Here is a 25,036-nt window from a genome sequence, read left to right as displayed (position 1 = left end):
CCTCCGCGTCCCGACTACAAGCGGCCGAAGACCGAAGCGAGGATCTCCGAGAGCCCCTCGCCGTCCACGTCGGTGAAGGCGTCGGGCTGATTGCTGTCGATGTCTAACACGCCGATGAGCCGCCCGTTTCGCCCGAAGACCGGCAGGACGATTTCGGATCGCGTGCTCGTCGCGCAGGCTATGTGGCCAGGAAAGGCGTCGACATCGGCGACGATCTGGATCTCGCCGGTTTGCGCTGCCGCGCCGCAGACTCCCTTTCCGAATGGGATCACGAGGCAGCCGTGTCCGCCTTGGTAAGGGCCGACCTTGAGAAGCCTCGGTTCGGTGACGCGGTAGAATCCGGTCCAGTCGAAGCGGTCGTCGGAATGGTGCACCTCGCAGGCGACGGTGGCCATGAGCGCGACCTCGTCGGTTTCGCCTTCGGCCAGGCTTGCGATCACGGCGGCAAGCTCGGTGTAATCGACTGTCATGGTGCTCCTCGTGATAGGCAATCGGGTGCCTTGCCCCCAGACTCCCCAGGTATTCGGGCCAGATGAAGTCAGGGGCGCTCTATGGCGATGGCAGTGCCTTCGCCGCCACCGATGCAGATCGCGGCGACGCCGCGCTTCAGATCGCGCTTTTCGAGCGCATTGAGAAGCGTCACCATGATCCGCGCGCCCGAGGCACCGATCGGGTGGCCAAGGGCGCAAGCGCCGCCGTTGACGTTGACGATATCGCGCGAGAGTCCCATCTCGCGCATGAAGGCCATCGGCACGACGGCGAAGGCCTCGTTCACCTCCCAGAGATCGACGTCCTTCACCGTCCAGCCGAGCTTGTCGAGTAGCTTCCGCGCGGCCGGAATCGGCGCTGTGGGGAACTCGGAGGGCGCATGGGCGTGGCCCGCATGGCCAAGGATGCGGGCGCGGATCCTCAGACCGCCTCCCTCAGCGGCGCGGCGCGAGGCGAGGACGAGCGCCGCCGCACCGTCGGAGATCGAGGAGCTGTTCGCCGCCGTCACCGTCCCGTCCTCGCGGAAGGCGGGTTTCAGCGTGGGGATCTTCTCGGGCCGCGCGGTCCCCGGCTGTTCGTCGGCGTCGACGACCGTCTCGCCCTTCCGGCTCGCGACCGTCACGGGCGTGATCTCGCGCGAGAACGCGCCGCTCTTCTGCGCCTCGAGCGCGCGGGAGAGCGAGGCGAGCGCGTAGTCGTCCTGATCGGTCCGCGTGAACTGGAAGGCCGAGGCGCAGTCCTCGGCGAACGTGCCCATCAGACGGCCCGGGTCATAGGCGTCCTCAAGACCGTCGAGGAACATGTGGTCGATCACCCGAGCGTGGCCGAGCCGCGCGCCGCCCCGCATCTTCGGCAAGAGGTAGGGCGCGTTTGTCATGCTCTCCATGCCCCCCGCGACAACGATGCCGGCAACCCCCAGCGCGATCTGGTCATGGGCCATCATCGCCGCCTTCATACCCGAGCCGCACATCTTGTTGAGCGTCGTCGCAGGCACTGCGTCGGTGAGGCCAGCCTTGAACCCTGCCTGCCGCGCGGGCGCCTGGCCCTGACCCGCGAGCAGGACGCAGCCCATGAGGACCTCCTCGATCTGAGCCGGACCCGCACCGGCATCTGCCATCGCCGCAGCGATGGCTGCACCGCCCAGCGTCGCCGCATCGGTGCCGGTGAAAACGCCCTGGAACCCGCCCATTGCGGTTCGCGCGGCGCCGGCGATCACTACTTCATCCATCCGGGCATCCTTCCTTGCGAGCCTCAATCACAGGCATACCGAATAGTAAGGATTGGCGTCTAGCCTCCGCGTGAGTTGAAGGAGAGCGTCTAGATGAATCTCATATCCGAGCCGATGGCTGACGCCCTGGTCGTACGCGTCCACGAGGACCGGATCGACGCCGCAGTCGCGATCCAGTTCAAGGATCGCATGCGCGAAATGGCGGCAGAGCCGTCTGGGCGGGTGATCCTCGATCTGAGCCGCGTTAACTTCGTCGACAGCTCCGGCCTCGGGGCAATCGTCTCGGTGATGAAGTTCCTCGCCCCGGCCGCCACGCTGGAGCTTGCCGCGCTCACGCCCAATGTCGGGAAGGTGTTCCGACTGACGCGGATGGACAGCGTGTTTCCGATCCACGATGCAGCGCCCGCCTCGGCGCAGGATCCCGGGAATGGCGGCTGAATTCGCAGGCGCGGCCGGCCGCGAGCCGGGCGCCGGTCGCTGCCGTGTCCAAAATCTCGACCGCTACGCCTGCAGCTTCCGGGCCGACCCCGGGGTCGTGCGCGACGTCCTGCGCGCCGCCGTGGCGCGTTTCGCGCGGCGCTTGAGCGCGGAGGAAGCGGGCACGCTGGAACTCGCTCTGGCAGAGGTCCTGAACAACGTGGTCGAGCATGGCTATGCCGGACTGCCGCCGGGACCGGTGGAAATCGACATTACCCACGATTCGGACGCGCTCTGGTGCCAAGTCTCGGACGAAGGCCATCCGATGCCGGATCTCAAACCGCCCGAGGGGCGTTTGCAGCCGGTCACCGGCATGATCGACGACCTTGCGGAGGGCGGCTGGGGCTGGGCTCTCATCCGGACGCTGACGGCGGATCTGAACTATGCCCGGATCGACGGGCGGAACGAGCTGTCTTTTCGCCTTGCGCTCGGCGAGGCGTGATGGCGGGATCCGCACCCTCGCCTGAACACGCCGGCCGCGAGACGCGCGCAATCCTGCGGCTGCTGAATTGCGCGCGGAGATCATGCCCGATCGAGGCTCCTCGTTCGGCACACCAGACAGGAAATCCGTTCAGATCCAGACATTTTCAGCCCGATTCCACCTCTCGAAGCGCCGCAAATATGCCTCAATGAGTCCGCAACTCGGCCCGAATGAACCGACAGAGTGATCCCTGTAGCTGCTTAAGGCTTCCCTCGGCGTCGCGTTCAACAGCCCCCACCCAATGCGCGGCGCCGAGGTCTTCCCTTTCCTGAAATCGCGACCTAGCCTGCCGCCCGGAACGGAGGGTGCCATGCGCGATTTCCAGCTGCCGGGGCGGTCCCCGCTTCTTGCACAGAACGCGATCTGCGCGACCTCACACCCGCTCGCGGCGAAGACCGCCATCGACATCCTGCAGGCAGGCGGCAACGCCGTCGACGCGGCGATCGCAGGCGCGGTGCTTCTCGGCTTCGCGGAACCGCAAAGCTGCGGCATCGGTGGCGATTGCTTCGCTCTCGTAAAACCTGCGGGCGAGGAGCGCATTCTTGCGCTGAACGGGTCGGGCCGCGCGCCGGCAGGTTTCTCCGCCGAAGCATTGCGCGAGGTCGGAGCGACCACCATCGGCACCGAAAGCGTGCATTCCGCAACCCTACCCGGCGCCATCGACGCCTTCTGCCATCTGTCAAAGGACTTGGGTCGCCTCGCGCTCGCCGAATGCCTCGCCCCGGCGATCCGCTACGCGGAAGACGGCATCCCGGTTGCCCCGCGCGTCGCCTTCGACTGGCCCGAAAACGGGGCGCGTCTCACGGGCGCGGCGCGGCGATTCTACATGAACGCGGACCGCCCGCTTCGGACCGGAGACATATTCCGCGCGCCGGAGCAGGCCGAGGTTCTCCGACGAATTGCAGCCGAAGGCCGCGCGGGATTTTACGAAGGCGAGGTCGCCGAGGACATGGTCCGCTCGCTCCGCGCTGCGGGCGGTTCTCATACGCTTGACGATTTCGCCGCCGTCGCCTGCGATTGGGTCGACCCGATTCAGGGCGACTACAGGAGCCACGCGCTTTTCGAGCACCCCCCGAACGGACAAGGCGCGACCGCGATCCTGATGCTGAAGATCCTGGCGGAGCTCGATCTCGAAAGCCTCGATCCGCTGGGGCCGGAGCGCGCGCATCTGGAGATCGAGGCCGCGAAACTCTCCTATGACGCGCGCGACCGTTTTATCGCCGACCCGGCACATGTGACGCGGCTCGATCACATGCTGGCGGACGACACCGCCCGCCGGCTCGCCGCGCTCATCTCGCCCGACCGCGTCCTGCCCGATGCGCGTGCCGCGAGCGAAGCGGTCCATCGCGATACGATCTACCTGGCGGTCGTAGACCGCGACGGCATGGCTGTGTCGATGATCTATTCCACCTACTGGGGCTTTGGCTCTGGCATCGCCTCGGACCGCTTTGGAGTTCTCTTCCAGAACCGCGGTGCGGGCTTCACGCTGGAACCCGGCCACCCCAACGAGGCCGGCCCGGGCAAGCGACCGATGCACACGATCATCCCCGCGATGCTCTGCCGTGCTGGCGCGTTGGTCATGCCCTTCGGCGTCATGGGCGGCGCCTACCAGCCCGCCGGCCACGCGCACGTCGTCTCCAACCTGCTCGATTTCGGGATGGACCCGCAAGAAGCGCTCGACGCGCCGCGCTGCTTTCCCGACGCTGGCGCCGTCCGTCTCGAACGCGGCTACCCGGAGGCCACGCGCGCGCGGCTGGCAGCACTCGGCCACCGGGTGGAGACGCCGAACAAACCGCTCGGCGGCGGCCAGGCGATCCTCATCGACCACGACCGGGGGGTCCTCTGGGGCGCGTCGGACCCGCGCAAGGACGGCTGCGCCCTCGGCTACTGATGGCTCAGCCGTCGGGCCACTCAGTTCATGTGGTAGTGAAGCGGATAACAGCCGTCTTCGAAATCGCCGAATAGGTCGGGCAGATCGGGATGGCCGACCGGCTCGCCCGAATAGTCCGCGACCAGGTTCTGTTCCGACACATAGGCGACGTAGTAGCTGTCGTCGTTCTCGGCCAGGAGATGGTAAAACGGCTGTTCCTTTGCAGGCCGGCTGTCCTCGGGAATGGCATCATACCATTCCTCGGTGTTGGAAAACTTCGCGTCCACGTCGAAGATCACGCCACGGAACGGGTGCTTGCGATGGCGCACCACCTGCCCGAGATAATATTTCGCGCATGTCTTCAACATTGGACCCACTTCCGCCTTCCATGTTTTAACCTTTGGGCGGGTTGAAGTCCATCACTCGGCCCGAATCTGACGGAAACAGTCTGTGAACACTGAATTTACAGTGATTTCCGGATGTTGCGTCCACAGGCTCCGCCAGGTGCTTCTTCTGACGACGCTGCAACCAGATGGGTTGCGGCAGGTGGCCGAACTCGCCCGCCGCTTTGTGATTTCCTCAGCGGGGGAAATTGCGTAGACTGCATGAAAAAAGAACATCGAGCGAGGCCAAATGAGCAGGATCCTACGCCTTACCTTATTGCTGTTGCTTGTTTCCTGCGGCGGCAAACATTCCGCACCGCGAAACCTCGACAATGCCTGTTCGATTGTCGACCAGCGCCCGAAGTACTTGGCCGCGATGCAGCGCGCCGAGCGCAATTGGGGCGTTCCGGTCCATATCCAGATGGCGACGATCTACCAGGAATCGAAGTTTATCGGCAACGCCCGCACGCCCCAGCGCTTTGCGCTCGGCATCATCCCTACGGGCCGGCAGAGCTCGGCCTTCGGGTATTCGCAGGCGCTTGACGGCACATGGGAGGATTACCGGCGGGCGACGCGGCGCTACGGCGCGCGTCGCAACAAGATCACCGACGCGACCGACTTCATGGGCTGGTACATGGACCGGTCCGAAAAGAAGCTCGGCATCTCGAAATGGGACGCGACCAGCCAGTACCTCGCCTATCACGAGGGACAGACGGGCTATTCGCGCGGCAGCCATCTGCAGAAGGGCTGGCTGATGCGGGTCGCGGCCGAGGTCGGCGCACGGGCCGAGATGTATCAGCTCCAGCTCATCGCCTGCGACAAGCTCTGAGCAATCAGTTGCGGCGGCGCTTGCGCTTGTCGGCTTCGGCGTTGATGGAAAAGAGCGAGGACGCGTAGGACTGGCCGGTCTTCAGCGGCTCCAGAACGACAGTCGTCCGGCCGCCTGTCTCATCCGTCACGACCCATTGCCGAAGGGCGACAGGGTTGGCGCTGAAAGCCATCTGGAGCTGGCCGTATTCGGGGTTTTGGGGGTCCTGCGCGGTGACGATCGTGAGGCCGTTCGCCTCGGAGTGACCGACCACCATCTTCGCGCGGGAAAGGTCGACTTTGCGCGCGAGGATCAGGTTCAGGGGCGTCTTCTTGAGCGGGTACTGTTCGGGCGGTTGGTTGGATTTTCCATCGAAAACAGCGACTTGACCGCCGGAGGCCAGGACGACGGTGCGGTCTGGGGCGGCGTATTCGAAGCGCATGCGGCCGGGGCGGCGGATGAAGACCCGGCCGGTCGAGGTCGAGCCGTCGGCGTTGATCTGGCGGAACCCCGCCTCGGCGGTCTGCAAGCCGTTGAGATAGTTGGAGATTGCGTTCAGCGAAAGCTTCTCGGCCTGGGCCGGAAGCGCCATGACGAACGCGAGGATCGGGGCGAAGAGCGGTGCGTATCTCATGGCCCCCATGTAGGGCAGACCGCGTGGTTATGCCATAACAGCCGCGTCACAAGGCCGTAGGTTTTCCGTAGCTACGGACCGCGCGGGCGGGAAACCGCCTTTTCACCCCTTCCAGACCACGATGGGGCCCCGCGTTCGGAGGCCGAAATGACCCGACAGACCAAAGCCGAGAAAGAGAAGCTTGCCGCCTATCACGAGCTTGCCGAGACCATGCGGGGGCTGGAGGCGGACCTGCGCTGGGGGCTGAACGACAGCTTGCGCTTGCCCCGTGAATGGCAGGAGATCGCCCGGCGGCCCGGCGTGCCGGCGAAGCGGATGGTGACGATCCGGCTGGACGAGGACGTCGTGGCCTTCTTCCGGGCGATGGGGGCGGGGTACCTGACGCGCATCAACGCGGTCCTCAGGACCTTCATGCTCGCCCGGCTCGCGGGGCTGGTGACGGGGCCGGAGGGCGTGCGCTATCAGCCCAGCCACGAGGAGGAGATGTATCTGCTCCGCCGCGAAATCCTCGACCACGCCATCGCCGAGACCGACGCAAGGGAGGCGCGGGAGAAGGCGGCGGAAGAGAAGAAGGAACTCGACGGGCGGCGGGCGTTCCGGGATGCGAGGTTGGGGAAGTAGGGTCGGCCATACACCGGCGGCGTCAGGATGATGGGGGGCGCGAGCACGATCACTACATGTACTTCTCTATGCTTACTCTACCGGCTCAGGCTGTCAGGTAGGCGCAGCGGTATGTAGTATACGGAGGGCCTTCAGAGGTCTTGCGATGCTGCGCGGATCGCACAATCTGAAGACTAAGTGAGGACGCATCAACGTAAAAGCAGGGAAACTGATGCTTCTAAATACGCTTACTCAGGACGATCTCAGAGCACTGTGCCGACGATCAATTGAGGGCCTGGAACTCTGGCTTAGACGGTTGATCGACTACCAACTTTCCGCCGCTTACGGCAATAACTATCTGGAAGCAAAACGCGATGACGGATCGAATGTCATCAACAATGAGGTCAAAAATAAACTCGTAACCCGCCTGAATAGCGATCCGAGTAGATACCCTCGCCCAATAGATGCAGCTACGCTTGAAGAAGAAATCAGGATAATTTGCAATCCTGATCTATATAGAAAATACTTTCGGGAAGCGCTTGGAACTGTGTTCCCACACGGGCACTCCGAGGTGCGTACATTTTTGTCTAGGATATCGAGCGTGCGGAACCCGCTCTCTCACGCTACACCCATTTCAGTTAGACAGGCTGAGCAGGTACTCTGCTATACCAACGATATCGTTGACGGTTTGAAGGCGTTCTACAGAGGTTTGGGAATGAGGAACGAATACAACGCACCGATGATCATAAGGATAAGTGATAGCTTTGGCGGCACGTTTCACGCCGACCAAATAAGTCGGAACAACACTGGTGGCGGAAGAGTTGATCGAACGAACGATCCCAATGCAGTACTTCGGCCCGGCGACACATTATCTATCGAAGTCGAAGTCGATCAATCGTTCGATCCCGCGACCTACGAAATCTCTTGGCCCGGCCCTAAAGGAGTTTCCAAAATTGACAATGGACTTAAGGCGTTAATCCAAATTGACGAATCACATGTTAGCACCGCCTTGAGCGTAGAATGTACTGTCACGAGTAATAAATCGTGGCATCGACGTGGGATGAACGACGATCAGGTGTTTATGATTTATAAGGTCTTACCTCCAGTCGAATAGAAACAGTGATTTCTGGCGCAGGTATGCGGACACAGACAAGATGGCTAGCACTTTCGCCCGGCGGCAACGCCGGGCAGCGCCCGACCCTCCCCCCCCCGGGGAGGGCGCTTCTCGCCCGCCCGGGTCGGGCGCTGCCCTCTGGGATTTGTTCCGAGCGTCGGGACAGGGTGGCGGGCTGAAGCTCGCCCTACTTGGCGCTATCCGGTCTTGGCTTGCAGCGCGCGGCTGATTTCTGCGAGTGTTCCGAGGGCGATGCCGACGAGAAGCGTGTAGGTGCCCTGATTGATCACCTGCCCGGTGGTCCTGCTGCCAATGTACGGGGATAAATCGGCACCTTCATCCATCCCAAAGGTAAGACCAAACCCCATTCCCAACCGCAGCAATCCGAAGGCGACAGCCAGAATTGCGACAATCTTGCATGCCTTGGTGAACGTCATTTGATGCTCCATTGAGTAAATCGAAGGATGCGGATTGGTTGCGCATCGCGGTAAGACGGATTAGGTGCGCAATGAATGCGCACCCTACCGGGTGGCGGGGTGGAACCCCGCCCTACTGCTCCGGCACCAATATCTCCCGCTTGCCGACATGGTTGGCGGCGCCGACGAGCCCCTCCTCCTCCATTTGCTCGACGAGCCTAGCTGCCTTGTTGTAGCCGATGCCGAGCTTGCGCTGGATGTAGGAGGTCGAGACCTTGCGGTCTCGCAAAACCACCTGCACGGCCTGGTCGTAGAGCGCGTCCTCGCTGCCGTCGCCGCCCAAACCGAGGACGAGGTCGATATCGGCCTCCTTCTCGTCATCCGGGCCCTCGACCACGCCGGACATGTATTCCGGGGGCCCGAAGGACTTGAGGTGGGTCACGATCTCCTCGACCTCCTCGTCCGAGACGAACGGCCCGTGGATGCGGGTGATCTTCGATCCGCCGGCCATGTAGAGCATGTCGCCCATGCCGAGGAGCTGTTCGGCGCCCATCTCTCCCAGGATCGTGCGCGAGTCGATCTTGGAGGTGACCTGGAAGGAGATCCGGGTCGGGAAGTTGGCCTTGATCGTGCCGGTGATGACGTCGACGGAAGGCCGCTGGGTCGCCATGATGAGGTGGATGCCGGAGGCGCGGGCCATCTGGGCGAGGCGCTGGATGCAGGCCTCGATCTCCTTCCCCGCGACCATCATCAGGTCGGCCATCTCGTCGACGATGACGACGATGTAGGGAAGCGCTTCGGGCTGGATCTCCTCGGTCTCGAAGATCGGCTCGCCCGTGTCCTCGTCGAAGCCGGTCTGGACGGTGCGCTTGAACATCTCGGCCCGGGCGAGCGCCTCCTTCACGCGGCCGTTGTAGCCTTCGATGTTGCGCACCCCCATCTTGGACATCTTGCGGTAGCGCTCCTCCATCTCGCCGACGGTCCATTTCAGCGCGACGACGGCCTTCTTGGGGTCGGTGACGACGGGGGAGAGGAGATGCGGGATGCCGTCATAGACGGAGAGCTCGAGCATCTTGGGGTCGATCATGATGAGCCGGCATTCCTCGGGCGTGAGCTTGTAGAGGAGGGAGAGGATCATCGTGTTGATGGCGACGGATTTGCCCGAGCCGGTGGTGCCGGCGATGAGGAGGTGGGGCATCTTGGCGAGGTTGGCGATGACGGGGTCGCCGGCGATGTCCTTGCCGAGGGCGAGGGGGAGCTTGAGGTTGGAGTCGCCGAAGTCGCGGGCGGAGAGGATTTCGCGGAGGACCACCTTCTCGCGGAAGGCATTGGGGAGCTCGATGCCGATGACGGTGCGGCCGGGGACAGTGGAGACGCGGGCGGAAAGGGCGGACATCGACCGCGCGATGTCGTCGGCGAGGCCGATGACGCGGCTGGCCTTGAGGCCGGGGGCGGGTTCGAGTTCGTACATGGTGACGACGGGGCCGGGGCGGACCGAGACGATCTCGCCCTTCACGCCGTAGTCGTCGAGGACGCTTTCGAGCATCCGGGCGTTTTCCTCGAGCGCCTCGTCGGAGAGCGGGCGGCGCTGGACGGAAGACGGGTTGGCGAGGAGCGAAAGCGGCGGCATCTCGTAGACCGGGCCGGACGGCTCCTCGAAATTCAGGCGGGGCTGGGCCTCGGCCATCGCCTGGCGCGAGGGCGCGGGGGCCTTGCGCGGAGCGTGCTGGACGCGGAGGCGGTGGGCATCGGGATCGCCCGGCTCGCCGGGGCCGAATTCCTCGTCGGTGTCGAAGAGCGGCTCGGCGGTCAGGGGTCCGCCGGTCTCGGCCTGGGTGGAATCGGGGGGCGCGGCGCGCATGAAGCGGGGCTCGGCGCTCAGCGGCGGTTCGTCGTCGCGCGTGGCGCGCAGGCCGTCGGAGGGGCGGGCGGGCGCGCGGAGCGGCGGCTCCGCCCGGCCTTCAAGCGCGGCATCGTCCGGCCGGTGCACGGCACGCGATTTCACGGCATCGGCGATGCGGGCACGGATGCGGTCCTCGCTCGGCGCGGCCATGTCCCAGCCTGCATAGGGGGCGTGGCGCTCCACCAGTTCCGGCTCCAGATCGGGCTCGAGTTCGAGCCCGCGCCGTGCGAGCCCCGCCATACGGGCGAGAATGCCGCGCCGCGCGCGGGGAGCGGCGTCGGGTTCGGCTGAGTCGAACCGCGGCTCGGCGCGGAGCATACCGGGCCGCGCGCCACGGGGGTCGGGCGCGTCATCGTCGTCCCACTCCGCCTCGGCGCTGACGGCGTCGCGGCGGGCGCGGCCCCGTTCGTGAAGCGCCTGTGCGCCACGGACAGAGGCCACCGCGCCCCAGCCGAGCGCCCGCAGGAACCAGTCATAGGCGACGATCGTCCCGACGATCAGAAAGCGCGCGACGGCGCGCAGCTCTCGCGGGTTGAAGCCCATGACGAAGAGCGCCATCGCCAGGGCGGCAACCCCAATGACCGCGGAGAGAACCTTCAGCCCGAGTGTCGCCGACACCGGTGCGATGCCGAGAAGCGCGCCGAGGACCGTGTCGCCGAAGAGACCGCCCAGCCCGAAGCTGTGCGCCCAGCCGGGCCCGCCGACATGGGTCGACGCGTAGACCGCCATCAGCGCGACCGCGATCGGCGCGAATATCACGCGGCCGAGCGCCCGTTCCTCGCCCTGATGGGTGACGAAGCGCACGCCCCAGGCGGCGAAGACCGCCGCGATGCCCCAGGCGCCGTGGCCCGCGATCACGAAGAGCGGGAGCGCGACCGCCGCGCCGAACCGGCCGAGGAGATTGTCGGCGGGTTCGTCGGTGGCGGCAAACCAGCTTGGGTCCTCGGGCGAGTAGCTGGCGAGCATCATCGCGGTCAGCACCGCCGCCACGATGAGCGCCACACCCAAAAGCTCCTTCCCGCGCCGCTCGATGGCGGCTTGCGTCGTCTGGTCCAGTAGCGGATCGCGCTGTCGTGCCTGGTAAGATGCCATGGTCCCTCGTCTTTCAACCGTAGAGGCAGTCGCGGAGCTTCGAGAGCCCGCGCCGCATTTCTTCTTTTGGGGCCACCATCGCGACACGGATGTAGCCCTTCCCCGGATTGTGCCCGCCAACCTCGCGGGCGAGATACGCGCCCGGGAGCACCCTAACCCCCGTGTCGCGCCACAGTTTCAGCGCCGCCTTCTCGCCGTCATCCACGGGCAGCCACAGGAAGAACCCCCCTTCGGGTCCCTGATAGCCCTGAACGCCCGCAAAGATCTTGTCGGCGATGGCGAATTTTTCCTGATAGAGCGCGCGGTTGGCCTCGACATGGGCCTCGTCGCTCCACGCCTTTTCGGAGACGTGTTGCACAGGCAGCGGCACCGGCGCGCCGCCGTAGGAGCGAAGCTGGCGGAAGCGGGCAATAGCCTCGGGCCCGCTCGCGACGAAGCCCGAGCGCAGCCCGGCGAGGTTCGACCGCTTGGAGAGCGAATGGAAGACCGCGACCCGTTCGGGGTCGGCGCTGGTCTCATCCGCGACCTGAAGCGCCCCTACGGGCGCATGGTCGCGCCAGATCTCGGAATAGCATTCGTCCACGAGAAGCGTGAATCCGTGCTTTTCGCCAAGGTTGAGAAGGTCGGCGAGATAGTCGCGCGAGGCGACCGACCCTTGAGGATTGGCGGGCGAACAGAGATAGACGAGCGCTGTGCGGTCGAGAATGTCGGGCGGAAGCGCGCGGTAGTCGGGCAGGAAGCCGGTCGCGGCGGTCGCGGGGACGTAGACGGGTTCGGCGCCGACCGACAGGGCGGCGGCGGAATAGACCTGGTAGAACGGGTTCGGCATCAGCACGATGGGCTGGCGGCCGTTCTTCACTTCGGGGCAAAGCGCCATACAGGCGTCGAACAGCCCCTCGCGCGTGCCGTTCAGGACCATGATCCGGTCGGGCCCGATCTCGGCGCCGTAGCGCAGCTTCAGCCAGCCCGCGACCGCCGCGAGAAGTCCGGGCGAGCCTTCGTTCGGCGGGTAGCGCCCGAATTCGGCAAGATGTTTCTGAAGGATCGGCCCGACGAAATCCGGGATCGGGTGGCGCGGCTCGCCGATCGACATGGCAAGGGGCTCGCCACCCGGTTCATGGGTGTCGAGCAGCTTCCGCAGCCGCGGAAACGCGTAGTCTGGCAGGTTCGAAAACCGCTCCGGAAACGCCATTACTGCCTCAAATGCGGGGTCGTTTCGCCCCGTTTTGCAGCCAGATTAGCGGCGCGGGGCAGTCTGGTCCAGAAAAAGCAATGCTTTCCGGGGGCTGGCGGGCGCGGAATGTGTCTTTTGCGCCGTCAGCGCAGTGCGGTCTCTGCCGCCGCGCCGAGCCTGAGAAGCCGTTCTTCGGCGAAGGGGCGGCCGAGGAGCGTGATGCCGGTCGCGGGAAGGCCGGTGGGCAGCGTCAGCGCCGAAAGCCCCATCAGGTTGCCGATCCTCGTATTGCGGAGCGTCAGCAGGTTTTCGGCGACGAAGTAGTCGTTGTCGGTGAGCAAGCGCTCTGCTTCGGGCGGCAGGTTCGGGACCGTCGGCACGAGAACCGCGTCGTATCCGGCCGTGCGCTCGGCCCAGATCGCGCGGATTTCCTCGAGCCAGCGCCAGGCGGCGACGTAGTCGGCCCCGGAATGCCCCGCGCCGGAGCGGAAGCGGTCGCGGACGGGCGGAAACATCTTCTCGGGCGCGGCTTCGATCTCGGACTTCCAGGTGCCATAGGCTTCGGTCGTGAAGAGAATGCCCGACAAGTCCATCGCATGGGCGAGTTCCGGCACCGCGCCGCGGACTAGGGTCGCCCCGGCATCGTTGATCCGTTCGAGCGCATGGTTGAACCCTGCCAGCGGCTCGGGGCGGATATCGTCGAGCGCGACGTTTTCCAGCACGAGGAAGCGCGCGTCTTTCAGCGTCGCGGCGCGCAGATCGGCGGGCTTCGCCCCCTCCATCGCGGCGAGCAGGAGGGCGGCATCCTCGACCGTGCGGGTCAGCGGGCCGACTGTGTCGAAGCGCGCGCAAAGCGGCACGACGCCTTTCAGCGAGAGGCGGCCTGAGGTGGTCTTGAGCCCGACGAGGTCGTTCCACGCGGCGGGCACGCGGACCGAGCCGCCGGTGTCGGAGCCGATCCCCGCCGCGGCAAGGCCGAAGGCGACCGATGCCGCCGCGCCCGAGGACGAGCCGCCGGGCGCAAGCGCGGGGTCGTGGATGTTGGGCGGCGTCGCGGTCTTGGGGTTGAGCCCGAGGCCGGAGAAGGCGAGTTCGGTCATATGGGTCTTGCCGAGGCAGACGAGGCCCTGAAGGGTGGCGTTCCGCAGCACCTCGGCATCCGCCCCCGGCACGCGGCCTTCGAGGAGGAGCGAGCCCGCCTCGGTCGCGGTGCCGGCGGTGTCGAAGAGGTCTTTCCACGAGATCGGCACCCCGTCGAGGGCCGAAAGCCGCTGCCCCGCCTTCGCCCGCTTCGCGGCCGCCTTCGCTTCTTCGAGCGCGCGCGCCTCGGTTACGCGGGCGTAGATTCGATCGCGAAAGGCGTGGACCCTGATCGCGTCAAGATGCGCCGCCGTCAGTTCCTCGGGGTCGATCTCGCCACGCCCGATCGCCCGGCCGAGATCCGCCGCGCTCATCTCCCGCCATTCGGCCATGGCCGCCTCCTGTGCATGACGGCAAGACGGTAGCGGCACGCGACCGCATGGACAATCCCGCGCGCGGGGGGATACTGGGACCATGGCTATTGACGCGGATGTCATCATCACCGGGGGTGGGCTGAACGGCCCGGCCTTGGCGCTCGCGCTGGCGCAGGCGGGGATCACGGTCGTGGTGATCGACGCGCAGCCGGCCCGCGCCCGTGCGGCGGCGGAGTTCGACGGCCGGGCCTACGCGCTCGCCATCGCATCGAAGCGTCTGCTGGGCGCAATCGGCGTCTGGGACCGGGTCGAGGGCGAAACCCAGCCGATCCTCGAGATCAAGGCGAGCGACGGGCGACCGGGCGAAGGTCCCGCGCCGTTCTTCCTGCATTTCGACGCTGCCGAGATCGAGGAAGGCCCGATGGGCTTCATGCTGGAGGACCGCCACCTCTACGCGGCCTTCCTTGACGCGATGGAGGCCGAGGCGCGGATCACCCATCTGCCCGCCACGACCGTCACGGCGCAGGAGGCCGGGCCCGCCGGGATCACGGTCACACTGTCGGACGGGCGCGAGTTGACTGGCCGGGTGCTTGCGGGCTGTGACGGGCGCGCCTCGGGCACCGCCGAGCGTGCGGGCATCCGGCGCACTGGCTGGGGTTACGGCCAGACCGCGCTCGTTTGCGCGGTGGCGCACGAACGGCCGCATGAAGGGATCGCGCATCAGTTCTTCATGCCGTCGGGACCGCTCGCCATCCTGCCTTTGCAGGGCAACCGGTCCTCCATCGTCTGGAGCGAGACCGAGAAAGAGGCCCGCGCCATCGCCGCGCTGAACGACGAGGATTTCCTCGCGGTGCTGCGCCCGCGCTTCGGCGATTTCCTCGGCCGGATCGAGCTTGCGGGCGGGCGGTTCACCTATCCCCTGAGCCTGACGCTTGCCGACAGCTACATCGCGGAGCGCCTCGCGCTCGTCGGCGACGCGGCGCACGGTGTCCACCCGATCGCGGGTCAGGGCCTGAACTTCGGCTTTCGCGACGTGGGCGCACTGGCCGAGGTGCTAGTCGAGGCGCATCGGCGCGGCGAAGATATCGGGGCGGCGGATGTGCTGGAGCGCTACCAGCGATGGCGGCGGTTCGACGCGACCGCGCTCGCGCTCGGCATGGACACGGTCAACCGCCTGTTTTCCAATGATAATCCACTGTTACGCGCGGCGCGCGATGTCGGCATGGGTATCGTGGGCAGCCTGCCCGGCCTGCGCCGGGCGTTCATCCGACAGGCCGCCGGGATCGCGGGGCACCCTCCCCGGCTTCTGCAGGGCCACCCACTCTGAACGCCGGCGCGACCGGCCCGGCGCGCATCTTGCTACCGCCACGGTTGTCACGTTTTGGGGCCGACGCTAGTCTGAGGCAAGCCAACTGCACATCGACCGGCAGCAGGTAGTTGTGGCCGTAGGGCTGGACGCCGCGCCCGGCATTTTGACATTGATTCAACGGGGCCAGACGCGAAGGCCCCGACGGCGTCTATGCCGAGCTCGCGCGGTACGAGCTGTCGGTCATGGCCGAACAGGCCGCGGCGGCGCCGGACCCTGCGCCCGAGGCCGAGCCCGAGGAACTCGCGGCGCTGGAACCGCCGCCCGCCGAACCGCAAGCCGAACCGACCTCCGCACGACCGACCGACCCGGACGCACCCATCGGATTCACGACGCCGCTCGCCATCGGCGGGCCCGAAGTCGAAGGCCGGAGCATCGCGCAGCTGATCGATGGCTCGCCGCTTTTCCCGCCGATCGAGGGGCTGCCCGAGGAGCTTTGGAAAGAGCAGAAATGCAGCGCCTGCCACAACTGGACGCAAGAGGCGCTTTGCGAGCAGGGCAAAACCTACCAGAGCAATGAAGAGGCGCTGAGCAAGCAGCACCCGCTCGGGGGTGGCCTGAAGCGGGCCCTGAAGGCGTGGGCCGCGGCCGGCTGCAACTAGCGGACCGGGCCTCGGACGAGGCCGGGTCCGCGCCGTGCATTCATAGGGTCTGGCTGTTGCAGAGACTCGTGCTTCGGTCTTCGTGACCCGCGCCGGAAGGGGAGTTGGCGCCAGGCCCGGGAAAGGCGCCTGGTCTTCAGCTCTGCGCGGCGATCGACGATATCCTCTCGGCGATCTCTTCGAAGCTGTCCTCCTGCACGAAATGCTTTCCGGCGACTTCATGCCAGCCTTCCAGGCCGAGAGCCTCACACACACTGGGGGCATATTTGTTCATCCTGAGTGCCGGATCGCTTCGGCCCCAGATTACCTGCGCGGGATAGCGCCGCGCCTTCAGGCCCTTCTTAATGCGGGTCTCGAAGGCTTCCGTGCGTTCGAAACCGCGCATGATCTTGAGGAATGCGCGGCCCCCGTCCTCGCGCTTGAGCAGGGCCCCGTAGGCCATGATTTCGGAGTAGGACGGCGCGCCGAGCATGCCCGAATAGCGCATGAGCAGCCACAAGACCGGCGTCTCCATCGGCGCGAGCCACAGGCGGCCGAGAACCGGCCATGCGAACGGCTCCATCATCCAGGGCCGGTGAAAGGACGCCACATCGACCAGCGTGTTCAGGGCGGTCAGCGACAATATGCGGTCAGGGTTCCGCGTCGCCAGTTCGAAGCCGATGGGGCCGCCGATGTCATGGACCACAAGATGAAATTTCCCGATGCCCGCCGCCGCGAGCGCCTCTTCGGTCCAGCGCGACAAGCCGGTCCAGGAATAGTCGAAACTCTCGGGGCGATCTGCGAAGCCAAGTCCGGGAAGATCGAATGTGATGCCTTCCATGCCGCGAGCGGAGAGGGCGGCGATGACCTTCCGGTACAGAAATCCCGAGGCGGGGACGCCATGCAGGCAAACCACCGGCGGCCCGCTTCCGACCCGCCAGATGCGCGAATTCGCCCCCGGAACCGACAACGGGGCGCCCTGTGCCTTCCACTCGGCAATCAGATCTCTCGCTGACACGCGCCCCGCCCCCCGCAGTCGCAGATGCGAGGACTGTAGCTGGCATTCGCCCCAATTCGAAGGCGAGTGCGAAAAACGCAGGGAACCGAATGTCCGAACAGTCCTGGAACCCGGGCGCGGCCTCACTCGATCTGCCGCGCCTCGTCGACGAGCAATACGGGGATGCCGCTCCGGATCGGAAAGGCGAGGCCGGCGGATTTCGAGATCAGCTCTTGCGTTTCGGCGTCATAGCGCAAAGGTGCGTGGGTCAGCGGGCAGACGAGCGCTTCGAGCATCCGGCGGTCGAACTGGGTTTCCTCGCTCATTGCACGACCTCCTCGCCGCCGCCCCTCAGTGCGAATTCCATGAGCGTCACCAGCGTCTCGCGCCGCGTCGCGAGCGACGGCGCTTCGAGGAGCGCCTGCTTTTCCTCAGGGTCGAAGGGGCAAAGCATGGCGAGCGAATTGACCAGAAGCTCGTCCTCGGCCTCCTTCAGGCTGTCCCAATCGGTCGACAGCTTCTGGTCCAGAAAATAGCGCTGCAGGATCCCCAGGAACACGGCGCGGTCGAAGCCCGCGTCGCGCTCGGGCGGGCCAAGGTCGCGGGTGAAATCCTGCCAGGCGATCTCGCCCGAGAGATAGGGCGCGAACCCAGAGACCTCGCGCATGAGGCGAAAGCGCGAGATGCCGGTGAGCGTGATCATGTAGCGCCCGTCATCGGTTTCGGAAAACGCGGTGACGCGGCCGGCGCAGCCGATCGCCGCAAGGCGCGGCTGGCCATCGGGGCCGGGGCGCGGCTGGATCATGCCGATGAGGCGGTCGGGCACTTTCAGCACATCTTCGAGCATGGCGAGATAGCGCGGCTCGAAGATCTGCAGCGGCAGGCGCGCGCGCGGAAGAAGCAGAGCCCCCGGCAAGGGGAAAAGCGGGATCTTCTCGGGCAGGTCGCCGCGCAGTTGCATGGTCCCGATCCTAGCGGGTGTCGGCCCTCAGGCAAAGATCATCGACGAAAGTCTGCGCCGGCCCTTCAGAACGATCGGGTCGGTCGGCTTCAGAGCCTCGAAAATGGTGAAGAGCTGCCTCTTCGCCGCGCCGTCGTTCCACTCGCGATCGCGGCGGAAGAGTTCGAGCAGCTCCTCGACCGCGCCCTCGACCTTGCCGGAGGCGTGCAGCGCCTGGGCGAGATCGAAGCGCGCCTGATGGTCGTCGGGATGCGACAGGACGCGGTCCAGGAGTTCAGCAACCGGGCCGGCATCGGCGGCCTGCTTCGCAAGCGCGAGCTGCGCACGGGCGGCTTCGATCTCGGCGGCGGTGGCGATCGCGGCGGGAACGGCGTTCAGGAGCCCTTCGGCCTGCTCCTCGTTGCCCATCGCGAGATGGGCGCGGACGAGCCCGCCATAGGCGGCGGCGTTTTCCGGCTCTTCGCCGAGGATCGCGGCGAAGGTCTCGGCGGCATCGACGGCGGCGCCTTCGGTCAGCATCGCTTCGGCCGCCTCAAGCGCTTCGCCGAGGCCGCCGTCGCCTGCGAGCCCGGCGAGCTTGTCGACGAAGGCCTTGATCTCGGAGCCCGCGACCGCGCCCTGGAAGCCGTCGACCGGCTTGCCCTGCCAGAACGCGTAAACGGTCGGGATGGACTGGATGCGGAGCTGGGCGGCGATCTGCTGGTTTTCGTCCACGTTGACCTTGGCCATGCGAACCTTGCCCTTGGCCGCCGTGACGGCGGCTTCGAGCGCGGGGCCGAGCGTCTTGCAGGGCCCACACCACGGCGCCCAGAAATCGACGATGACGGGCACCTGGGCGCTCGCCTCGATCACCTCTTTCATGAAATCCGCTTCGGTGACGTCGCGGATCAAATCCGCAGCACCGGCCGGCGCGTCCTGTTTCTGGCCGAATTCGAGCATGTCTGCCCCCTGATTACCGTGTCGCCCCCTATATGAGCGCGCCGGGCGGAAAGGCCAAGGGGGATGCGGCGATGAGGTCCGGGACTGTCATTCGAAGAAGGGCGTCACCTCGGCCACGATCACCGCGTTCTCGGCGAGCGCCTTGTCCATGAGCGTGCGCTCCTCCGCGGCGACCTCGTGGCCCTGGGCCGCGCGATCCTCCGGTGTGCCGTAGCCCGTGACGTCCAAGGGCGCCATGTCGGCCTGCTTGAGGATCGCCACCGTCTCGCGCACTGCCTCGTCCTCGTCGACGCCCGAGGCATAGATCATGAGCGCGGCGCCCGTGGCTTTCTTCGGCAGCCCGTCGCCCGCCTTGCGTCCGACCTGGACGAGAAGGGTATAGACCTGCTGGGGGCGCTTCGTCTTTTCCACCTGTCGACCCTTCCTGCGACCGGCATCGCTACGTGCGTATCGTTGACCCGGACTTAGCCCCTCATACGCCGCCAGATCCAGATCAGCAGGCTGGCCCCAACTATCCCGACGACCAGCTGGGGAATCCAGGCTTCGGCCGGATAGATCGACAGGAGTCTCAACAGACCGTTAAGCAGGACAGCCCCCAGGATGCCGAGGCCGACGTTGGCGAAGACGCCGGTGTCGGCCTTCATGATCATACTGGCGATCCAGCCCGCCAGCCCGCCGACGATGATCGCGCCGAAGAATCCGATGCCCATGTACTTACTCCCTGTTGAGAACCTTCGCCGACAGACTACACGAAATTGCGGACAGTGCAGATCAGTCGCGCAGAAGTTCGTTGATCGAGGTCTTCGAGCGGGTCTGCGCGTCGACCTTCTTCACGATAACCGCGCAGTAGAGGTTGATGCCGTTCTTCGACGGCATGGAGCCCGCGACGACGACTGACCCGGCCGGCACCTCGCCATAGGTGACGTTTCCGGTCTCGCGGTCGACGATCTTCGTTGACTTGCCGATGAAGACGCCCATGCCGAGGACCGAGCCTTCGCGCACGATGCAGCCCTCGACGACCTCGGAGCGGGCGCCGATGAAGCAGTTGTCCTCGATGATCGTCGGGCCGGCCTGCATTGGCTCGAGGACGCCCCCGATGCCGACGCCGCCCGAGAGGTGGACGTTCTTGCCGATCTGGGCGCAGGAGCCGACGGTGGCCCAGGTATCGACCATCGTGCCCTCGTCGACATAGGCGCCGAGATTGACGAAGGAGGGCATCAGCACGACGCCGGGCGCGACATAGGCGGAGTGGCGGACGATGCAGCCGGCCGCGGCGCGGAATCCCGCCTGTTTCCATCTGTTCTCGCCCCACCCGACGAATTTTGGCGCGACCTTGTCCCACCAGACGGCGCCATTGGGCCCACCGCTCTGCACCTCGGTGTCACGGATGCGGAAACCGAGCAGAACCGCCTTCTTGGCCCACTGGTTCACGTGCCAGTCGCCGTCCGCCCGCCGCTCGGCTACCCGGAGCTTGCCGCTGTCGAGCGCTTCGAGCGTGGCGCCGATCGCGTCGCGGGTTTCGCCCCCTGTCGCGGGCGTGATCGTGTCGCGCGCCTCCCAGGCGGCTTCGATGGCGGTTTCGAGTGCGGCATTGGACATGGGGGTCTCCGGGGTCAAGCGTCGCGTGACCATGGCCTATAGGACGCGCGCGCCCGTGAGGCAATGCAACCTTGCGCGTCACAGTTGCGCCATCCGCAGCGGCGCGGGCTGGCCTCACCCCGGCAAAGGGGCTAGGTCTGAGGCGACAAGACACCGAGGACGCGCGATGAAAGACGACCCACGCCAGCACCCGTTCCGCCACAGCCAGCAGGACGTCGAGGCCGCCGACCGCATTCCGGACACGCCCCAGACGCGCGCGCCGGCCTACCGGCTGGCCTTCACCGATCCCGATTTCCTGTGCCGCGAGGAGTTGAGGCCCGTGCGGCTCCAGCTCGAACTTCTGAAGCCGCAGATGATCATGGACGAACGCGGCATCGAATCGACCATCGTTCTGATGGGCAGCGCCCGCATCCCCGATCCGACAGGGACGGCGGTACAGGCCGAGCCGCCGCTGATCGAGACCGGGGGCGGCGCCCGGCACGACGAAGCGGCTGGCGCGGCGGCTTTGTCGCACTGGTACGATGAGGCCCGCAGGCTCGCCCGGCTCATGACGGAAAAAAGCCTCAAGAGCTACGGGCGCGAGGACGTGATCGTCACCGGCGGCGGGCCCGGCATCATGGAGGCGGGCAATCGCGGCGCGATGGATGCGGGCGGCGCTTCGATCGGGTTGAATATCGTCCTGCCGCACGAGCAGGCGCCAAACGAATACGTGACGCCGGATCTGTGCTTCAACTTCCACTACTTCGCGATCCGCAAGATGCATTTCCTGATGCGCGCCAAGGCGCTCTGCATCTTCCCGGGCGGGTTCGGCACGCTCGACGAGCTGTTCGAGAGCCTGACGCTCATTCAGACCGGGCGGATGCGGCCCGTGCCCTTCCTGCTTTTTGGCCGTGCCTTCTGGGAGGCCGTCATCAACTGGCAGGCGCTGGTCGAGGCGGGCACGATCTCGCCGGAGGACATCAAGCTGTTCCGCTTTGTGGAGACCGCCGACGAGGCCGTGGAGATCATCAACGGCGCAGAAGACGGCTCGTAGTCCCCGTCAGTCTTTCGCGTCGATCTCGATCATCACGGGGCCGGATTCGCGCCCGAGCCGGAGGAGCGCATCTCTGAGCGCCTCTGGCCGCATCTTGATGCGGGCGTGCGGAATGCCGCAGGCGCGAGCGATATGCGCGAAATCGGGCGGCGTCGGGTGGCAGCCGACGACCGCGATGCCCTTGGCCTCCATCGACGCGGCGATCTCCTGATAGGCGTAGTTGTTCCAGATGAGGAAGGTGATGGGCAACCTTTCGTCCACCGCCGTCATGATCTCGGGCAGGGTGAACTGCGCGCCGCCGTCGCCGGCGAGGCAGATGACGGGCGCGTCCGGCGCCGCGAGCGCCGCGCCGATGGCGGCCGGGATGGCGTAGCCGAGCGCGCCGAAGCCGGTCGCGGCGTTGAACCATCCGGCGGGCCGGTCGTGGTCGTAGCAGAGGTTGCCGGCGTAGATGGCTTGCGTGGAATCGCCGATGAAGACGGCGCCGGGCACCGTGTCGCGCACCGCCTCAAGCATCGCGATCTGGGCCCGCATCGGGGGATCGAGCGCCGCGCGGGCCGCCTTGCGGGTGGCCGCCGCGCGGGCAGGGCCGTCACGATCCATCGCGGCGGGAACCCCATCGGCCAACGCTGGGAGGACGTCTGATAGCGCGCCTTCGATGGCGATGTCGGCGGGATGGCGGGCGAGTTGTCCGGCGGAGATGTCGACGCGGATCATCCGGCGGGGCTGGGGCAGGCCGCCGCCGCCATACATGTCGTAGTCCGTGGGGCCGAGTTCCGTTCCGAGGGCGAGCACGACGTCAGCGGCACGGATGAGCGCGCGGACCGCGTCGAGGCTCGGGCTGGCGGGCACGGTAAGCGGGTGGCCGTGCATCAGGCCGCGCGCGTTCACCGTCTGAACGACCGGCGCGCCCAGCCGTTCGGCCAAAGCGGTGAGTGCGGCGTTTTCGAACTTCGCGCCGCCTCCGGCGAGGATGAGAGGGGCGTTGGCACCACCGAGGAGAACCGCAGCGCGCCGGATCGCTTCCGCGTCGGGACGCGGCGCGGTGGGCGTTGACGGGGGGGCCAGGGCGAGGGCCGGAAGGCCGAAGACGTCGATCGGCACCTCGATATGAGCCGGCCCCGGCCGGTCGCCCGTCGCCGCGGCGAAGGCGCGGTCCAGCGCGGCGGCGAGGTCATCCGCCCGTTCGATGCGGTCCGAGGACCGCGCGACGAGCGCCGTCATGCCGCGCTGATCGGGCAGTTCGTGCAAGTGGCCGAGCCCCTTGCCGAGCGAGTCGCGCCGGTTGACGCCGGAGATCACGATCATCGGCACCGAATCCGCCCGCGCCTGACCCATCGGCGTCATCATGTTCGTCATGCCCGGGCCGGTGATGACGAAGGCGACGCCGGGACGGCCCGAGATGCGCGCATAGCCATCGGCCATGAAGCCCGCGCCCTGTTCGTGGCGCGGCGTGACGTGACGGATCCTCGTTCCTTCGAGGCCGCGATACAGCTCGACAGTATGGACGCCGGGTATGCCGAAAACGGTGTCGACGCCGCGCGCTTCGAGCGCGCGGACGAGGGCTTCGCCGATGGTGGTCATGCGGTGGCTCCGGTTCTGGCGAGGGTTGAGGCGCGGCGGATAATGCGCCGGGTCGCATCCCCGAAGCGGGCGTCGTCGACGGTCAGGGCGACGCGGACCCAGCCCTGAAGCGTGGTGCCGAAGGTCGTGCCGGGCATCACCGCGACGCCTTCAGAGTCGAGCAGGTCGAGCGCGTAGTCGCGGTCCGAACGCCCTGACGCGCGGACGTCGATGAGTGCGAACATTCCGGCCTGGGGCGTCTGGACTACGAGGTTTGTCTCCGTAGAGAGCGCCTCGGCCAGCCGCCCGGCCCGGGTGGCGAAGCGCGTCCGCATTCCCTTCGCCGCCTCGGAGGGGCGCGACACGGCCTTCACCGTCATGTCGGCGATGAAGGGCTGGTTGCCGAAGAGCATGACCTCGGACAGCGGCAGCAGCCGGTCGGCGAAGGCGCGCGGCGCGACGCACCAGCCCGACCGGAAGCCGGGCGCGGCGTGGGACTTGGAAATCGAGGAGACGACGATCGTGCGGTCGGCGAGCGCGGCGACATCGAAGGGCGAGGCGAAAACAGTGCCGTCGAAGACGAGCTCCTCATAGACCTCGTCCACGACGAGCCAGAGATCGTGCCGGGTGGCGACCGCGCCGATCGCCGCGATATCCTCCGCGCCGAGAACGGCGCCGGTGGGATTGTGGGGCGTGTTGAGAAGGATTGCGCGCGAGGCGGGCGTGATCCGCCGGGCGATGTCGTCGGCCGCGATGCGGAACCCGCTCTCGGGTCGGAGCGGCACGGGGACGAGGGCCGCGCCGCTCGCCGCGACGACGCCTTCGTAGGTCGCGTACATCGGGTCCCCGACGAGCACCTCTGTGCCCGCCTCGGCGAGGCCCGTCAGGACGGCGAATAGCGCGGTCTGGGTGCCGGGGAAGCAGAGCACCTGTTCTGGCGACACCGCCCGCCCGGCGCGGCGGGTGTAACGCTCGGCCAGCGCGGTGCGGAGCGCGCGTTCGCCGCGTCCGTCGGAATATTGCGTCCGACCGGCGCGGATCGCGGCGATGGCGGCCTCGGCCAGGTCGTCGGGGACCGGCACGTCGGGATTGCCGATCGTCAGGTCGATCACGTCGCGGCCAGCCCGCGCCATGGCCTGCGCGGCGAAGTAGACCTCCCATTTCGCGCCGCCGAGGCCGGCGAGGCGGTCGAGGATCGGGGAATGGTTCATGTCGCCTCCTCATCCGCGCCGAGGTCGAGCGCGAGGATCGCGCCTACCGAGTCGAGACCCACGCGCGTCACTTCGCCGGGCGCGAACGCCTCGGGCAGCGCGCCGGCTTCGAGCCACAGCCCGTCGATGACCGCGTTGCTGGCGATGGCGAGCGGACGCGTCGCGTCGCCCGTGCGTCCCGCTTCGGCCAGCGCGTCGGCGATCAGCTGCTCCAGCCGGTCACGATAGCCGAGATAGCTTTCCGCGTGGGTTGCCCGCATGGCCGGATCGCGGCGGATCATGTGGATGAACGCGGCCCAGAGCGACAGGGTCCGGGGATCGACGACCGGTGGCATGAGCGAGGCCGTGACGAACCGCGCGAGCCGGGCGCGTGCGCTGCCACCCGTCCCGGCGGCGGCCTCGGTCGCCTCCATCTGCGCGGCCATGTGGGCGCCATAGGCGGCGTTCACGAGATCGTCCTTGGTGTCGAAGTGGTGCCTGATCATGCCTGGGGAGACGCCCGCCTCATCGGCGATTGCGCGCACGGTCGCGGCCTGCGGCCCCGCCCCCGCCATCAGCCGAAGCGTCGCCGAGATCAGCGCCGCGCGCCGGCTTTCGGGGTCGTCGCGCGTGAATTTCCGCCTTGTGGCACTCATGCAGGGCCGTCTTCGTCCAGTAATTATA

At 66.8% G+C, this 25,036-nt stretch carries 27 protein-coding genes; 9 read left to right on the top strand and 18 right to left on the bottom strand.

Features of this window, described 5'->3' with window-relative positions:
* Positions 1–14: 14 nt before the first annotated feature.
* Positions 15–470 (bottom strand): GAF domain-containing protein, encoded by a 456-nt coding sequence (locus tag DEA8626_RS15725; RefSeq protein WP_108854197.1) that lies wholly within the window; start codon positions 468–470, stop codon positions 15–17.
* Positions 471–538: 68 nt separating this feature from the next.
* Entirely contained in the window at positions 539–1,717 is a 1,179-nt protein-coding gene (locus DEA8626_RS15720; protein WP_108854196.1) for a thiolase family protein, read from the bottom strand.
* Between the two features lie 93 nt (positions 1,718–1,810).
* Here DEA8626_RS15720 and DEA8626_RS15715 point away from each other — a divergent pair, with 93 nt between their 5' ends.
* From DEA8626_RS15715 to DEA8626_RS15705, 3 genes are all read left to right on the top strand, one after another.
* Positions 1,811–2,155, top strand: coding sequence for an STAS domain-containing protein (locus tag DEA8626_RS15715; protein ID WP_108854195.1), 345 nt, complete (start codon positions 1,811–1,813; stop codon positions 2,153–2,155).
* Positions 2,145–2,636, top strand: a complete 492-nt coding sequence (locus DEA8626_RS15710; protein WP_181366481.1) for an ATP-binding protein — start codon at positions 2,145–2,147, stop codon at positions 2,634–2,636. Before DEA8626_RS15715 ends, DEA8626_RS15710 begins: the two co-directional genes overlap by 11 nt.
* A 349-nt stretch (positions 2,637–2,985) precedes the next feature.
* The gene (locus DEA8626_RS15705; protein WP_108854193.1) at positions 2,986–4,566 is read left to right on the top strand and encodes a gamma-glutamyltransferase family protein; all 1,581 of its coding nucleotides are present in this window, start codon (positions 2,986–2,988) and stop codon (positions 4,564–4,566) included.
* A 20-nt stretch (positions 4,567–4,586) separates the two neighbouring features.
* Here the strand turns inward: DEA8626_RS15705 and hspQ are convergent, their stop codons facing one another.
* Entirely contained in the window at positions 4,587–4,913 is a 327-nt protein-coding gene (gene hspQ, locus DEA8626_RS15700; RefSeq protein WP_108854192.1) for a heat shock protein HspQ, read from the bottom strand.
* A 265-nt stretch (positions 4,914–5,178) separates the two neighbouring features.
* Between hspQ and DEA8626_RS15695 the strand changes: the two genes are divergently transcribed.
* The gene (locus tag DEA8626_RS15695) at positions 5,179–5,757 is read left to right on the top strand and encodes a transglycosylase SLT domain-containing protein (RefSeq protein WP_108854191.1); all 579 of its coding nucleotides are present in this window, start codon (positions 5,179–5,181) and stop codon (positions 5,755–5,757) included.
* Positions 5,758–5,761: 4 nt separating this feature from the next.
* Here the strand turns inward: DEA8626_RS15695 and DEA8626_RS15690 are convergent, their stop codons facing one another.
* Positions 5,762–6,379, bottom strand: coding sequence for a LolA family protein (locus DEA8626_RS15690; RefSeq protein ID WP_438502441.1), 618 nt, complete (start codon positions 6,377–6,379; stop codon positions 5,762–5,764).
* A gap of 138 nt (positions 6,380–6,517) precedes the next feature.
* On the opposite strand from DEA8626_RS15690, the gene DEA8626_RS15685 reads away from it, so the two are divergent.
* Together DEA8626_RS15685 and DEA8626_RS20875 are read left to right on the top strand one after the other, a co-directional pair.
* Positions 6,518–6,991, top strand: coding sequence for a BrnA antitoxin family protein (locus DEA8626_RS15685; RefSeq protein ID WP_219929213.1), 474 nt, complete (start codon positions 6,518–6,520; stop codon positions 6,989–6,991).
* A gap of 211 nt (positions 6,992–7,202) precedes the next feature.
* Entirely contained in the window at positions 7,203–8,084 is an 882-nt protein-coding gene (locus DEA8626_RS20875) for a hypothetical protein (RefSeq protein WP_146188888.1), read from the top strand.
* A 197-nt stretch (positions 8,085–8,281) separates the two neighbouring features.
* On the opposite strand, the gene DEA8626_RS15680 is transcribed toward DEA8626_RS20875, so the two are convergent.
* The 4 genes from DEA8626_RS15680 to DEA8626_RS15665 all read right to left on the bottom strand — a co-directional run bounded on the left by DEA8626_RS15680 (position 8,282) and on the right by DEA8626_RS15665 (position 14,141).
* Positions 8,282–8,521: a hypothetical protein gene (locus DEA8626_RS15680; RefSeq protein ID WP_108854189.1), complete on the bottom strand. Its 240-nt coding sequence runs from the start codon at positions 8,519–8,521 to the stop codon at positions 8,282–8,284.
* 112 nt (positions 8,522–8,633) lie between these two features.
* Positions 8,634–11,495: a DNA translocase FtsK gene (locus DEA8626_RS15675; protein WP_108854188.1), complete on the bottom strand. Its 2,862-nt coding sequence runs from the start codon at positions 11,493–11,495 to the stop codon at positions 8,634–8,636.
* A gap of 13 nt (positions 11,496–11,508) precedes the next feature.
* Positions 11,509–12,687 (bottom strand): aminotransferase class I/II-fold pyridoxal phosphate-dependent enzyme, encoded by a 1,179-nt coding sequence (locus DEA8626_RS15670; RefSeq protein ID WP_108854187.1) that lies wholly within the window; start codon positions 12,685–12,687, stop codon positions 11,509–11,511.
* A gap of 125 nt (positions 12,688–12,812) precedes the next feature.
* The gene (locus tag DEA8626_RS15665) at positions 12,813–14,141 is read right to left on the bottom strand and encodes an amidase (RefSeq protein WP_108854186.1); all 1,329 of its coding nucleotides are present in this window, start codon (positions 14,139–14,141) and stop codon (positions 12,813–12,815) included.
* An 82-nt stretch (positions 14,142–14,223) separates the two neighbouring features.
* Here DEA8626_RS15665 and DEA8626_RS15660 point away from each other — a divergent pair, with 82 nt between their 5' ends.
* On the top strand, positions 14,224–15,450 hold the full coding sequence (locus tag DEA8626_RS15660; protein WP_108854185.1) for an FAD-dependent monooxygenase: 1,227 nt from the start codon (positions 14,224–14,226) through the stop codon (positions 15,448–15,450).
* Between the two features lie 224 nt (positions 15,451–15,674).
* Positions 15,675–16,091: a hypothetical protein gene (locus DEA8626_RS15655; protein WP_108854184.1), complete on the top strand. Its 417-nt coding sequence runs from the start codon at positions 15,675–15,677 to the stop codon at positions 16,089–16,091.
* 136 nt (positions 16,092–16,227) lie between these two features.
* Here DEA8626_RS15655 and DEA8626_RS15650 read toward each other — a convergent pair whose 3' ends face one another.
* The 7 genes from DEA8626_RS15650 to dapD form a co-directional block, all read right to left on the bottom strand.
* Positions 16,228–17,088, bottom strand: coding sequence for an alpha/beta fold hydrolase (locus DEA8626_RS15650; protein ID WP_181366480.1), 861 nt, complete (start codon positions 17,086–17,088; stop codon positions 16,228–16,230).
* Between the two features lie 122 nt (positions 17,089–17,210).
* Complete coding sequence (locus DEA8626_RS15645; protein WP_108854182.1) at positions 17,211–17,393, bottom strand: Trm112 family protein; 183 nt, start codon at positions 17,391–17,393, stop codon at positions 17,211–17,213.
* Positions 17,390–18,028 carry an LON peptidase substrate-binding domain-containing protein gene (locus tag DEA8626_RS15640; protein ID WP_108854181.1) on the bottom strand — a complete coding sequence of 213 codons (639 nt, stop codon included), beginning with the start codon at positions 18,026–18,028 and terminating at the stop codon, positions 17,390–17,392. The genes DEA8626_RS15645 and DEA8626_RS15640 overlap by 4 nt, the downstream gene beginning before the upstream one ends.
* Before the next feature lie 27 nt (positions 18,029–18,055).
* Positions 18,056–18,967, bottom strand: coding sequence for a thioredoxin (gene trxA / locus DEA8626_RS15635; RefSeq protein ID WP_108854180.1), 912 nt, complete (start codon positions 18,965–18,967; stop codon positions 18,056–18,058).
* Positions 18,968–19,054: 87 nt separating this feature from the next.
* A complete protein-coding gene (locus tag DEA8626_RS15630) occupies positions 19,055–19,378 on the bottom strand; it encodes a DUF8846 family protein (protein WP_181366479.1) in 324 nt (107 codons plus the stop codon).
* A 53-nt stretch (positions 19,379–19,431) separates the two neighbouring features.
* Entirely contained in the window at positions 19,432–19,677 is a 246-nt protein-coding gene (locus tag DEA8626_RS15625; RefSeq protein ID WP_108854178.1) for a GlsB/YeaQ/YmgE family stress response membrane protein, read from the bottom strand.
* Positions 19,678–19,738: 61 nt separating this feature from the next.
* On the bottom strand, positions 19,739–20,566 hold the full coding sequence (gene dapD / locus DEA8626_RS15620) for a 2,3,4,5-tetrahydropyridine-2,6-dicarboxylate N-succinyltransferase (protein WP_108854177.1): 828 nt from the start codon (positions 20,564–20,566) through the stop codon (positions 19,739–19,741).
* 166 nt (positions 20,567–20,732) lie between these two features.
* Between dapD and DEA8626_RS15615 the strand changes: the two genes are divergently transcribed.
* A complete protein-coding gene (locus DEA8626_RS15615; RefSeq protein ID WP_108854176.1) occupies positions 20,733–21,599 on the top strand; it encodes an LOG family protein in 867 nt (288 codons plus the stop codon).
* Between the two features lie 6 nt (positions 21,600–21,605).
* On the opposite strand, the gene DEA8626_RS15610 is transcribed toward DEA8626_RS15615, so the two are convergent.
* Genes DEA8626_RS15610 through DEA8626_RS15600 form a run of 3 tightly spaced genes read right to left on the bottom strand, consistent with a single transcriptional unit; the run spans position 21,606 to position 25,008 of the window.
* Complete coding sequence (locus DEA8626_RS15610) at positions 21,606–23,183, bottom strand: 5-guanidino-2-oxopentanoate decarboxylase (RefSeq protein ID WP_108854175.1); 1,578 nt, start codon at positions 23,181–23,183, stop codon at positions 21,606–21,608.
* Positions 23,180–24,373 carry a pyridoxal phosphate-dependent aminotransferase gene (locus DEA8626_RS15605; protein ID WP_108854174.1) on the bottom strand — a complete coding sequence of 398 codons (1,194 nt, stop codon included), beginning with the start codon at positions 24,371–24,373 and terminating at the stop codon, positions 23,180–23,182. Before DEA8626_RS15605 ends, DEA8626_RS15610 begins: the two co-directional genes overlap by 4 nt.
* Positions 24,370–25,008 carry a TetR/AcrR family transcriptional regulator gene (locus DEA8626_RS15600; RefSeq protein WP_108854173.1) on the bottom strand — a complete coding sequence of 213 codons (639 nt, stop codon included), beginning with the start codon at positions 25,006–25,008 and terminating at the stop codon, positions 24,370–24,372. The genes DEA8626_RS15605 and DEA8626_RS15600 overlap by 4 nt, the downstream gene beginning before the upstream one ends.
* Positions 25,009–25,036: the final 28 nt, after the last annotated feature.

This window comes from Defluviimonas aquaemixtae (genome assembly GCF_900302475.1).
Lineage (GTDB): Bacteria > Pseudomonadota > Alphaproteobacteria > Rhodobacterales > Rhodobacteraceae > Albidovulum > Albidovulum aquaemixtae.
The sequence above is the reverse complement of the archived record's forward strand: the minus strand, read 5'-3'. Positions and strand labels throughout refer to the sequence as shown.